The organism is Sphingobium sp., from assembly GCA_023266575.1.
Taxonomy (GTDB): Bacteria; Pseudomonadota; Alphaproteobacteria; order Sphingomonadales; family Sphingomonadaceae; genus Sphingobium.
This window is the reverse complement of record JAHFPV010000013.1, coordinates 57193-69182: the sequence shown is the minus strand read 5'-3', so window position 1 is coordinate 69182 and position 11990 is coordinate 57193. Positions and strand designations below refer to the sequence as shown.

Here is an 11990-nt window from a genome sequence, read left to right as displayed (position 1 = left end):
ACGAGCCGCATGACAAAGGGCCGTCCCGCAGCGCGGAACGGCCCCCTGCAGTCCCCTTCGTGAGGGGAACCGGGCAGACGCTTAACCCTGGCGCTGTGCCATGGCGTTGAGGTCGGTGCGCGCGCCGTTGAGCGCCTCACCAAAGCAATTGCGATAATCGTCGCTCACCGGGATGATCGAACCGTTGACGAAACCGCAGACCTGCTTGGCGGCGCGAACGACGCGATAGTCTGCGCGACGCAGACCGGCAGTGCTGGCCAGGTTGAGGTCAGCGACCGATACGGCGATCGAACGGGTTTCCGTACCCGAACGGCCATCAACGATCACGTCCATATTGTCATTGCCCGCACTTGCCACACCGGGCAGCGCTAGCGCCATCGTGGCGGCCAGCGCCACCAGCGTCTTTGCAGTCATCCTGTTTCTCCTGTCGAACATGTTTTTCTGATTGTCCGCCCCACGTCTGACGTGGAAGTAGGGTCGCGCTCTAAATAAGCGCACAGGCCGTTGTTGAAAAGAGGCCAGTTGATAAAAAGTGGCAGAAAACCGTTATTTTGCGGGTGCGAAGGCTTTTGCTTCGCACCCGCGGAGGATTAATGCCGGAAGTGGCGCATCCCGGTGAACACCATGGCGAGGCCCGCTTCGTCGGCGGCGGCAATGACTTCGTCGTCGCGGATCGAACCGCCTGGCTGAATGACGGCGGTGGCCCCTGCTTCGACCGCTGCCAGCAGGCCGTCCGCGAAGGGGAAGAAGGCATCGGAGGCGACGGCTGAGCCGATGGTGCGGGGTTCGCTCCAGCCAGCCTTTTCGGCGGCATCCTTTGCCTTCCATGCCGCAATGCGCGCGGATTCGAGGCGGTTCATCTGGCCCGCGCCCACGCCCGCGGTGCTGCCACCTTTGGCATAGACGATGGCGTTGGACTTCACATGCTTGGCGACGGTCCAGGCGAAGAGGCAGTCGGCCAGTTCTTGGCTCGTCGGCGCCCTTTTGGTCACGACTTTGAGCGCGTCGCGGCTGATCTGGCCATTGTCGCGGCTCTGCACCAGCACACCGCCCGCGATCGTCTTGAGCTGGAGGCCGGGGCGCGCGGGATCGGGCAGGTCGCCGGTCAGCAGCAGGCGGAGATTCTTCTTCTTGGCAAAGATCGCGCGCGCCGCATCATCGGCGTCGGGTGCGGCGACGACTTCGGTGAAGATGCCACTGATCGCTTCGGCAGTCGGGCCGTCGAGCGGGCGGTTGACGGCGATGATGCCGCCAAAGGCCGACACGCTGTCGCAGGCAAGCGCGGCTTCATAGGCCTCGATCAGGGTCGCGCCGGTCGCCACGCCGCACGGGTTTGCGTGCTTGACGATGACGACGGTGGGCGGGCCGTCGCGAAACTCGCTGACCAGTTCGAGCGCGGCATCGGCATCGTTATAATTATTGTAAGACAGCTCCTTGCCCTGGATCTGCCTGGCCTGCGCAATGCCGTTGGCGGACGGGCCGGTCGGCAGATAGAGGGCGGCGGACTGGTGCGGGTTTTCGCCGTAGCGCAGCGTGGTCGACAGCGTGCTGGCGACGGCCAGCGTTTCGGGGAACATCACGCCCTGATCGGCGAACGCGAACCAGCTGGCGATCATCGAATCATAGGCAGCAGTCGCGGCATAAGCCTTGGCCGCCAGCATCCGGCGGAAGTCGTAGCTGGTCGCCCCGCCCTTCTCGTCCATTTCCGCGATCAGCCGGGCATAGTCGGCCGGATCGGTAACGATCGCCACGCTCTCATGATTCTTGGCCGCAGAGCGCACCATAGACGGGCCGCCAATGTCGATATTCTCGATAATCTCCTCGCGCTCGGCGCCCTTGGCGACGGTCGCGGCAAAGGGGTAGAGATTGACCACCACCAGGTCGATCGCGCCGATCTGATGCTCGTCCATCGACGCGACGTGCTCAGGGTTGTTCCGCACGGCCAGCAGCCCGCCATGCACCTTGGGATGCAGCGTCTTGACCCGGCCATCCATCATTTCGGGGAAGCCGGTCAGATCGGAAATATCCATGACAGTCAGACCCGCATCGCGCAGCGCCTTGGCCGTGCCGCCGGTCGACACCAGCTCCACCCCATGCTTCCCCAGCGCCTGCCCCAGTTCGATAAGGCCAGCCTTGTCCGACACGGACAATAAAGCGCGCTTGATGGGATAATCGGTCATGAAAGAGGCTTTCTGGTTGCAGGACGACTTTGCGCCGGTCCCTTAAGGGCTGACGGCGGAAAAATACAGCCCTGGAAGGTGATGGCTGCGAAAGCTGATTAAGGCCGCAGCATCACCCCACTCGCTTGAATAGCCATCCTATGCTCGATCCGCCGGGCAGCGCTTCGCCGGTTACGACCAACTGCTTGGTCGGATGCGGCCTGCCGTCGCCGTCGACCCAGAGGCTGTCCTCGACGCTCAGCACGCCAGTGCCGGTGCGGAATTGCCAGAGCGCGCCCATGTCGATGCGCAGCAGCGCGCCCTGATTGTCGGCGGTGAGCGTCGGTTCGACGCCGGGCGCGAGGTGGAAGCGCAGCACGACCGGGAGTTTGGCGGGCTTGCGGCGGCGCTGCGCGGGGGTCAGCATATCCTCGCCGCGAATTTCCTTGCCATCGCCGCTGACCAGCAGCAGGCGGCGGTGGACATAGCCTATGCGGCGGACATAGCCGTCATGGGACAGGTCCACCCGACTGCCATTGTCCAGTTCCTGCCGGTTCAGCTCCACTTCGGTAACGCCGCGCCCCAGCGTACCGTCGGGCATCAGCGCGGTGCTGTTGCAATCGTCCAGCACCAGCGTGCTGTGCGCGGCAGTGGTGCGCAGCCCCTGCGCCAGATCGCGCGGTATCCACGCCCCCTCCAGCCCAGCGCCGCCGCAATTGACGATCAGGCGATGCGCCCCGTCGCTAATCTCGATCGCGCCGGTCGAGGCGCAGCCTGCGTCGGCGAGGCGGGCGACCGGTGGCGGCGCGGCGTCGATCTGCACCACGGTCGTGCCTGCCGCGATCCGCTGATAGCCCCAGTCGCGCGCCTGCCGCAGCGGCCGGGCGCGCACCCGGCTGGCGGCGACTATCGCGTTGACGATCAGGGGGTCGATCGCGCCTGCACCCTGCCAATTGCCCAGCCCACCATCGCCATGGGTCAGGCCCAGCAGCGCCGGGACGATCCGGGTCAGCCCGTCATTGAGGAAAGCAGGCGCGGTTTCGCGCCGCACATCATAGACGGCGCGCAGCATGGACAGCGCCATCACCGCCTCCACCTGCGCCAGCGGGGATCGGGAGACGATGCCACCATCGGGGTAGAAGCCGCTGTCGATCGCGCGCTTCAAACCCGCTTCGCCGAACAATTTGCGCGCTGCACCGCCGGGCATCAGCATGGAGGCCGCGACGATCGCGCTCCAGCCGACGATGCGCGGCAGGCCCATCGCTGCCTTGTCAGCGATGCGATCGAGATGCCGCGCGGTGCGGGCGATGCAGTTGAGGACCAGCGAGCGATAGACCAGGTCGCTCGACGAGAGGATCAGCGGGGCATGGGCAGTCCAGAGGAACAGCCGCCAGCCCGCATTGTCGGCACGCCAAGCTGGTTCGCTGGGCGTTTCGGCATGAGCGACAAGCCATTTGCGCATGACATTTTCGGCGATCGGCGCGGCCTGTTCGCGGCTGGCGGCACTCGCCAGATCGCGCAGCCAGCGGAAGCTGTGCAGATAGTCGGCAAAGGCGGGATCGAGGTCCAACCGAGTGAAATCGAGCGTGTCGATAATCTGCTTCTTGCCGCGAAACAGGAAATAGCCGGCGCGGATCGCCTGCCCCGCCCGCGTGTCGCCGGCCAATTCGTCATCGGGGACGGCCAGCAGCTTGAGCGGATATTTGCCGCGCAGCTTGCGACCGTGGATCGGCGTTTTCCAGCTGAGCAGATAGAAATGATTGGCGATTTTCTGCGCCAGCGACAGCCCCTTGTCATCCGCGACGCGGATGAGACGCTTGCCCTGTTCGATACCGTCGTCGCTGCTTTCTGGAGCGGCGGGTTCGGGCGTCTTGCGGGCGGACATGCGCCGGACCTCGTTCACCCGCCCCGCAGCTTCCGGATATTGTCGGCATAGGCCGATGGTCCACCACGGAAGGTGGCGGTGCCTGCGACCAGCACGTCGGCCCCGGCGGCAATCGCCTTGGGCGCGGTGGTGAAATCAATGCCGCCATCGACCTGCAAGCGGATGTCCCGCCCGCTCTTGTCGATCATTTTGCGGATCGCTTCGATCTTGCGCAGCTGGTTCTCGATGAAGCTCTGCCCGCCAAAACCGGGGTTGACGCTCATGACCAGGATCAGGTCGACATCGTCAATCAGATAGTCGAGCATCTTGGCCGGGGTGCCGGGGTTCAGCACCACGCCCGCCTGCACGCCCAGCGACTTGATATATTGGATCGAGCGGTGGATATGCGGCCCCGCTTCGGGATGGACGGTCAAGATATCCGCGCCCGCCTGCGCAAAGGCGTCGAGATATTGGTCGACCGGCGAGATCATCAGATGGACGTCGAACGTCTTTTTCGTGTGCGGGCGCAATGCCTTGACCACCGCCGGGCCGATGGTGATGTTCGGCACGAAATGGCCATCCATCACGTCAATATGGATCCAGTCGCAGCCCGCTTCGTCAATGGCGCGCACCTCCTCACCCAGGCGGGCGAAGTCGGCGGAGAGGATGGAGGGCGAGATGAGGATCGAGGGTGTCATTAACCGTTCGCCTTAGCTATGCCTCGGTCCAAGGGCAACGGGTGATTTGGGGGTGGCGCGTAGAGCGCACCCATGTCGCTATAACATAACGAAAATCGTTGGATCGAGCCGTTTGGAAGGAGCCGCGCCGTCCGGCAGCATCTGCTTGACGCCGTGCAGGCCGATCACCTCTTGCGCATCGTTCAGTACCGGCGCGGCGATCAGCCGCATGGCGCACTGGCCCATGCCGTCTGCCTGATGAATATCGACGTCCAGGGTGAAGCCGCGCTTGTGGCGGATGGCATAGGTGCGCAGCCGCTGCATGGCTTCACGCGAGTCCGGGGCATAGAGCGACACGGACAAAGCGCGCGGCACCGATATATGCCGCTCCAGCCCGAAAATATCATAGACGCCCGCAGTCCAGGTCAGGCTGTCATCGGTCAGGTCGCAATGCCACAGGCCCAGCCCACGCTCCGCCAGCGCCGCATCGTTGCGCGCCAGCGACGGGTCCAGCATCACCGGGGCGAGATGTTCGCGCAGGTCGTAGAGCGGCCAGCTATGGTGCAGGGGCAAAGGTTCGATCGGACGCACGGCGCACCTTCCAGACGAGGAATGGTCATCCTAAGTGCTTCATGGTTAAGGCTTAGTTGTCCGCCTTGGCAAGACGCGCGATAAAAAATCCGTCCGCGCCGCCCTGATCCGCCAATGTGTCAGGCAGCGTGCGCAGCCAGCCCTGCGGCGTGGGGGCCATGCCGTCGGGCAATTCATCGGCTTGTGCCGGGACAAGCGCGAAGTCCGGGCGCTGGCTAAGGAAACGGGCGATCTGCTCCTCGCCCTCGGCCTGTTCCAGCGAGCAGGTGGCGTAGAGCAGCACGCCGCCCGGTTTCAGCCAGTCGGCGGCACGAGCGAGCAATTCGCCCTGCAATTCCGCCAGCTCGGCAACCTGGCGCGGGCCGATGCGGTGCAGCACGTCGGGATGACGGCGATAGATACCGGTCGCGGTGCAGGGCGCATCGAGCAGGATGGCATCGACCGGTTCGTCCGGCTGCCATTGGCGCAGATCGGCCTGCACCACGTCGGCGGGCAGGCCGGTGCGGGCGAGATTTTCGGTCAGACGCTCCAGTCGCTTTTTCGAAGAATCGATCGCAGTGACGCGCCATCCGGCCGCCGCCAGTTGCATCGTCTTGCCACCAGGCGCGGCGCACAGGTCCAGCACATGGCGGCCTTCCCCAGCGCCGAGCAAGCGCGCCGGGCAGGAAGCGGCGACATCCTGCACCCACCACGCGCCATCGGCAAAGCCGGGCAGATCGGGAATATTGGCCCCGTCGGGCAGGCGGACATGGCCGGGAGCCAGGCTGACGCCGCCCAGTTGCGTCGCCCAGTCGGCGGTGGCGGCGGGATCGCCCAGGCTGATGTCCACGGGCGGGCGGATGGCATAGGCGCGCGCGGCGGCATCCACCATCTCTGCGCCCCATTGCGCGGTCCAGCGTTCGGCGACGGCGGCGGGCAGGGTCGGCGGCACGGGCAGCACCGGCGCGCTGCGAGTCACCGTGCCGAACACGCCATGGACCAGCTTGCGCGGCCCGCCATCGACCAGCGGCAATGCAGTGGCGATCGCGGCATGGGGCGCGGTGCCCAGCACCAGCACCTGCACCAGCGCAATGCGCAGCACCATGCGCGCCTTGGCATCGTCAGGCAGGGGCAAGCGGGTCGCGCCGTCGATCAGCGCGTCGAGATCGGGCAGATGGCGCAACACTTCGGCGGCGATGGCATGGACCAGCGCCCGGTCGGCCCGGTCGGCCAGCCCCTGGCAGGCCCCATGCAGCGCGATTTCGAGCGGGTCGCCGCGCCGCAGCACGGCGTCGAGCAATTTGAGGGCGGAACGACGCGCAGGCAGGCCGGGGACGTCAGCGGGGCGGGGAGATTGAGCCATGCGCCCGCGCCTAGGCCATTTTGCAGGGATAAGAAAGCGTGCCTCCCCTTCATACCCTTGCGCTTGAGCCTGTCGCCGCCCAAATGGCGGCTTGAGGACAAGGCGCGTCGCTGCGGCGCTCCGCTATCGAAAGGCGGCTATATGGGACATTATAATGGCAAGCGCCCCGCGCATGTGCAGCCGCCCACCCATCTCTCCAAAAGCCCGCCTGTGCCGCAACCGGACCCGATCGACAGCCTGCCGCAGCCCCAAGAAGAGTTAAGCCCGATCCGCTACGGCGATTGGGAGCGCAAGGGCTTAGCGATTGATTTCTAAGCCATAGCGCTTTCGGCTCGCCGCCTATATTGCACAATTTCCGATGTGCCGTGCCACCGCCGCGAGCGATGGTGCCTGTCCCTCTGGCCTATCCGTTCCCGCCTGCGCAGGACAGGGGGCAATAAGGAGAATGGGGCGTGGGCGTACATCTGGTTGCGGATATGAATGGAAAGACGGTGTCGGATTATGCGCCGGAAGATGCGGCGTTGCTGTGCGCGGTCGGGCGGCTGGTGTGCGCCTGGACGATGCTGGAACAGAGTCTGGAAACCAAGATCGGCCTGATGCGCGAGAAGATGGGCGATATTCGCACCGTCGGCGCGCGCACCCGCCCGTCCATGGCCAAGCTGATGACCGAATTGCGCACGATGGTGGCGATGCGCGACCGGCGCAATGCCAGCGCGCTGACCGAAATCGCGGCGATCGAGCGCGACATCCAGCGGATCGACCGCTTTCGAGCGCTGATCATCCAGGGCTTTCATCAGCCCCAGCCGGGCGGATTTATTTGTCGTGATCAACGCAATATCCATCAATTTGTCACATTCGAGCAACTTGATCAGGAAATAGGCGATCTGGAAACGGTCGCGAACCGCTTGCTTGCAGTATAGGGTGCAGCGCACACAGCAAATTCCGGCTGCGCGCTTGACCTTTTTCGCATGTGCGGCAAATCATATATGGCCGTGGGGGCCGGGATTAAGGGGAGTCCATCTTGAATAAGCCGATTCGCAAAGCCGTTTTTCCTGTCGCTGGGCTGGGCACGCGCTTTTTGCCCGCGACCAAATCAGTTCCCAAGGAATTGCTGCCGGTGGTCGATCGTCCGCTGATCCAATATGCGGTCGACGAAGCGCGCGAGGCGGGCATCGAGCAGATGATCTTCGTCACCGGGCGCGGCAAGGGCGCGATCGAGGATTATTTCGATATCGCCTTCGAGTGCGAGACGTTGCAGCGCGAACGCGGCAAAGATCTGTCCGCACTGGAAGGGACGCGACTGGCACCGGGCAATGCGGTGTTCCTGCGCCAGCAGGAATCACTGGGTCTGGGCCACGCCATCTGGTGCGCGCGCGACATTATCGGCGATGAGCCGTTCGCGATCCTGCTGCCCGACGAGTTCATGAAGGGCGTGCCGGGCAATGGCTGCATGAAGCAGATGGTCGACGCTTATGACAAGGTCGGCGGCAATCTGGTCTGCGCGCTGGAAATCCCGATGGAACAGACGCCCAGCTATGGCGTGATCGATCCGGGCGTCCGCGATGGCGTGCTGACGGAGGTGAAGGGGCTGGTCGAAAAACCCGCCGCCGGGACCGCACCGTCCAACCTGATCCTGCCGGGCCGCTATATCCTGCAACCCGATGTCATGAAGATATTGGAAACGCAGGAAAAAGGCGCGGGCGGCGAAATCCAGCTGACCGACGCGATGGCAGCACTGATCGGCAAGCAGCCGTTCCACGGCGTGACCTTCGACGGCCGCCGCTTCGATTGCGGGTCAAAGGCCGGCTATATCGAGGCCAATCTGGCGCTGGCGCTGGAGCGGGATGATCTGCGCGACCATATTCGCGCCTTCGCGGCCGAAGAACTGGCACGCGGCTAATAAAAAAGGGGCGGTTTCCACCGCCCCTTTTTGTAAAACGCATCGTGCCGATCAGAACGGTACTTCATCGTCCAGATCATTGTCGAAATTGGGGCTGCCTGCGCTGCCGCGGCCCCCGCTCGATGCGCCGCCGCCCGAAGAACGCCCGCCGCCAAAGCCGCCGCCGCTATTGCCGCCGCCAAAATCATCATAGCCGCCCGACGATGCGCCCCAGTCGCTGACGCCCTGCTGCGAGCGTCCACCGCCGCCGCCCTGACCGCCGCCACCGGGCGCACCGTCCAGCATGGTCAGGACCGCGCCTGGACCCTGCACCATGACTTCCGTCGAATAGCGGTCATTGCCGCTCTGGTCCTGCCATTTGCGGGTGCGCAACTGACCCTCAATATAGATTTTGGAGCCTTTGCGCAGGAACCGCTCGGCGACGCCGACCAGCCCTTCGCCGCCGATGACAACCGTGTGCCATTCGGTGCGCTCCTTCTTCTCGCCCGTATTGCGATCCTTCCAGCTTTCGGACGTGGCGATGCGCAAATTGCAGATTTTGCCGCCGTTCTGGAAGCTCTTGACCTCCGGATCGGCGCCCAGATTGCCGACCAGAATGACCTTGTTGACCGAGCCTGCCATGATTCCTCCGAGAGATTAGCGGGCCTTTATAGCGACGCGCGGCGGCAAATCCAGCGGCGACATGGGGGACGGCTTAATGCGTCATGGCTCCCAGCACCAGACCACCCGACAGCAGCGCCAGCCATGACCCGGCGATACGGCGCAGCCAGCGTGCATCACCGCCACTTTCGCCCTGCCCCGCCTGCGCGCCCAACCCTGCCCACACGCTGGCGGCCAGGATCACCGAAGCGCCGAACAGCAGCAGATGCGGGCCGAACAGCGGATCATGCGGCGATGGCAACAGGACCAGCCCGACCACAAGCCCCTTGGGATTGAGCAGGGTCGTGATGAACAATCGAGCGATGCCGACCGGCTGCGCCGCGACATGGCCGGACGGCACCCGCCACAGGATGATGGCAAGATAGAATATCCACAAGGCCGCGCCGAGTTTCAGGACGCGCGCCAGGTCGGGCCACTGGGCCATAGCATCGGCACCGATCAACGCGGCCGGCAGCACGATCAGCAGATAGGCCGCCAGTTCCGCCGGGACCAGCCGCAGTGTGGACCGCCACCCGCCTTGCGCCCCTGCCAGCGCCATCAGCGTATTGGTCGGGCCGGGCGTCAGCAATAAGGCCCAGATCGCAATGAGAAAGGGCGCTGTGGCCATATCCGGTTTCCAAGGAAGGACTATCCGGTCGGCTTAGTCCGTCATGGCAGCGCCCGCCTTGATCCGGCGCAAATTCAGCTGAGGCCCAATGCCGTCGCGGTCCAGAAGGTCAGGCCCGCCGCGACATAAGCCAGCACGAACAGATAGCCGAGCATGAACATCGGCCATTTCCAGCCATTGGTTTCGCGCCGGGTGACCGCGATAGTCGAGATGCACTGGGGCGCGAAGATGAACCATGCCAGAAACGCCAGCGCGGTGGGTAGTGGCCACTGGTCTTTCAGCCGGTCGCCAAGGCTGCGTTCCAGCAGCGCCTCGTCATCGCCCGCGTCGATCGAATAGACGGTGGCGAGCGCCGAGACGGCGACTTCGCGCGCCGCCATCGCCGGGATCAGCGCCAGCGAGATGTCGCGGTTGAAGCCGATCGGCTCCAATATGACGTTGAGGCCGCCTGCTATCCGCCCCGCGATCGAATAATCGACCTGGCTGACGGCGCTGCCTTCCGGTGGCTTGGGATAGGAAAGCAGCACCCACAGGATCACGGTGGAGGTGAAGATGATGGTGCCGGCGCGCTTGAGGAAAATGACCGCGCGCTGCCACAGGCCGAGCAATATATCCTGCGGCCGGGGCCACTGATATTTGGGCATTTCCATCAGGAAACCGCCGCTGGCACCCTTGGTCACGGTCATGCGCAGGATCAAAGCCACCAGCATCGCGCCGATGATACCCGCAACGTAGAGGCAGAAGAGGACGAAACCCTGCAGGCCGACACCCGGCAGCACGTCGCGCGCGGGGATGAAGGCGCCAATGATGACGGCATAGACCGGCAGCCGCGCCGAACAGGTCATCAGCGGCGCAATCAGGATCGTCGTCAACCGGTCCTTGGGGTCCGCGATCGTGCGCGTCGCCATGATGCCCGGAATCGCGCAGGCGAAGGAGGAGAGCAAAGGAATGAAGGCACGGCCGGACAGGCCGACCTTCGCCATGATCCCATCCATCAGGAAGGCGGCGCGGACCATATAGCCGGTCGCCTCCAGCATCAGGATGAAGAAGAAGAGGATGAGAATCTGAGGCAGGAACACCACCACCGACCCCACCCCATTGATGACGCCATCGACCAGGAAGGATCGCAGCATCCCGTCGGGCAGTGCGTCGCGCGCGGCGGTAGCGGCGGCTTCGGCCAGCCCCTCGATCATGGCGATCGGCGCTTCGGACCAGGCATAGACCGCCTGAAACATGACGAACAGCAAGCCAAGCAGCAGCAGCAGCCCGAACACGGGATGCAACGCCACCCGATCGACGGCGGCAGTCAGGCGGCGCGAAGGGGTTTCGCGCACGACGGCGGCGCGGGCGATGCGGCGGGCTTCGCCGCGCACCGCATCAAAATCGCGTTCCGGCGGCAGGGTTTTGGCTTCAGGCGCGGCGCTGTCCAGCAGGCCGCCCAATTCTTCGCGCAGATGGTCAAGCCCGCGCTTGCGCACCGCCACGGTCGCGATCACCGGCACGCCCAGTTCGCGCGCCAGCACGGCGGCGTCCAGTTCCAGCCCGTCGCGGGTGGCAAGGTCCACCATGTTGAGCGCCACGATCGTCGGCAGGCCCAGCGCGATCAGTTCCAGCGCGAATCGCAGATGATTGTCGAGATTGGACGCATCGACCACGATCACCAGCGCATCGGGCCGCCTTTCGCCCGCCTGCCTTCCCATCACGACGTCGCGCGTCACCTGTTCATCGGGGCTGGCGGCGTTGAGGCTGTAGGTGCCGGGCAGATCGACCAGTTCGACCGGCCGACCATCGGCCAGCGCCAGCCGTCCCGCCTTGCGCTCCACCGTGACGCCGGGATAATTGCCCAGCTTCTGCCGCGCACCGGTCAGCGCGTTGAACAGCGCGCTCTTGCCAGCATTGGGATTGCCGACCAGCGCGACAAGCGGCAGCACGCTCATGGCGCGGCGTCCGGTCCGGTACGGACGGTCACGGCGGCGGCGTGGTTGCGGCGCATGGCGATGGTCATGCGGCCCACCTTGCAGGCGATCGGTCCCTTGCCCCACAGGCCGCCATGGTGCAGCGCCTCGACACTCGCCCCTTCGCACAGGCCAAATTCGCGCAGCCGCTGGCCTTCCGACGGGGACAGGACGGACCAGTCGATCAGGTCAACAAAGGCAGGCTGGCGCAGGGGCAGTTCGGTCAGGCGCACGG

General features: G+C 64.9%; 13 protein-coding genes. 3 read left to right on the top strand and 10 right to left on the bottom strand.

The window, feature by feature from the left end:
- Positions 1 to 81 precede the first annotated feature (81 nt).
- The 6 genes from Q0D44_RS13515 to Q0D44_RS13490 form a co-directional block, all read right to left on the bottom strand.
- Positions 82 to 414: a UrcA family protein gene (locus tag Q0D44_RS13515; protein ID WP_217674293.1), complete on the bottom strand. Its 333-nt coding sequence runs from the start codon at positions 412 to 414 to the stop codon at positions 82 to 84.
- A 176-nt stretch (positions 415 to 590) separates the two neighbouring features.
- Positions 591 to 2180 (bottom strand): bifunctional phosphoribosylaminoimidazolecarboxamide formyltransferase/IMP cyclohydrolase, encoded by a 1590-nt coding sequence (gene purH, locus Q0D44_RS13510; RefSeq protein WP_294137098.1) that lies wholly within the window; start codon positions 2178 to 2180, stop codon positions 591 to 593.
- 112 nt (positions 2181 to 2292) lie between these two features.
- Positions 2293 to 4044, bottom strand: a complete 1752-nt coding sequence (locus Q0D44_RS13505; protein ID WP_294137097.1) for a heparinase II/III family protein — start codon at positions 4042 to 4044, stop codon at positions 2293 to 2295.
- A 14-nt stretch (positions 4045 to 4058) separates the two neighbouring features.
- Positions 4059 to 4721 (bottom strand): ribulose-phosphate 3-epimerase, encoded by a 663-nt coding sequence (gene rpe, locus Q0D44_RS13500; RefSeq protein ID WP_294137096.1) that lies wholly within the window; start codon positions 4719 to 4721, stop codon positions 4059 to 4061.
- 78 nt (positions 4722 to 4799) lie between these two features.
- Positions 4800 to 5291 carry a diguanylate cyclase gene (locus Q0D44_RS13495; RefSeq protein WP_294137095.1) on the bottom strand — a complete coding sequence of 164 codons (492 nt, stop codon included), beginning with the start codon at positions 5289 to 5291 and terminating at the stop codon, positions 4800 to 4802.
- Between the two features lie 52 nt (positions 5292 to 5343).
- Positions 5344 to 6633: an RsmB/NOP family class I SAM-dependent RNA methyltransferase gene (locus tag Q0D44_RS13490; protein ID WP_294137094.1), complete on the bottom strand. Its 1290-nt coding sequence runs from the start codon at positions 6631 to 6633 to the stop codon at positions 5344 to 5346.
- Between the two features lie 141 nt (positions 6634 to 6774).
- On the opposite strand from Q0D44_RS13490, the gene Q0D44_RS13485 reads away from it, so the two are divergent.
- From Q0D44_RS13485 to Q0D44_RS13475, 3 genes are all read left to right on the top strand, one after another.
- Positions 6775 to 6948 carry a DUF1674 domain-containing protein gene (locus Q0D44_RS13485; protein ID WP_294137093.1) on the top strand — a complete coding sequence of 58 codons (174 nt, stop codon included), beginning with the start codon at positions 6775 to 6777 and terminating at the stop codon, positions 6946 to 6948.
- 161 nt (positions 6949 to 7109) lie between these two features.
- Positions 7110 to 7553, top strand: a complete 444-nt coding sequence (locus tag Q0D44_RS13480) for a hypothetical protein (RefSeq protein WP_217674415.1) — start codon at positions 7110 to 7112, stop codon at positions 7551 to 7553.
- A gap of 98 nt (positions 7554 to 7651) precedes the next feature.
- A complete protein-coding gene (locus tag Q0D44_RS13475) occupies positions 7652 to 8533 on the top strand; it encodes a UTP--glucose-1-phosphate uridylyltransferase (RefSeq protein WP_217674414.1) in 882 nt (293 codons plus the stop codon).
- Positions 8534 to 8584: 51 nt separating this feature from the next.
- On the opposite strand, the gene ssb is transcribed toward Q0D44_RS13475, so the two are convergent.
- The 4 genes from ssb to Q0D44_RS13455 form a co-directional block, all read right to left on the bottom strand.
- A complete protein-coding gene (gene ssb / locus Q0D44_RS13470) occupies positions 8585 to 9154 on the bottom strand; it encodes a single-stranded DNA-binding protein (RefSeq protein WP_294137092.1) in 570 nt (189 codons plus the stop codon).
- A gap of 73 nt (positions 9155 to 9227) precedes the next feature.
- Complete coding sequence (locus Q0D44_RS13465; RefSeq protein ID WP_294137091.1) at positions 9228 to 9800, bottom strand: hypothetical protein; 573 nt, start codon at positions 9798 to 9800, stop codon at positions 9228 to 9230.
- Positions 9801 to 9874: 74 nt separating this feature from the next.
- Positions 9875 to 11737 (bottom strand): ferrous iron transporter B, encoded by a 1863-nt coding sequence (locus Q0D44_RS13460; protein ID WP_294137090.1) that lies wholly within the window; start codon positions 11735 to 11737, stop codon positions 9875 to 9877.
- Positions 11734 to 11988, bottom strand: coding sequence for a FeoA family protein (locus tag Q0D44_RS13455; RefSeq protein WP_119746900.1), 255 nt, complete (start codon positions 11986 to 11988; stop codon positions 11734 to 11736). The genes Q0D44_RS13460 and Q0D44_RS13455 overlap by 4 nt, the downstream gene beginning before the upstream one ends.
- Positions 11989 to 11990 lie beyond the last annotated feature (2 nt).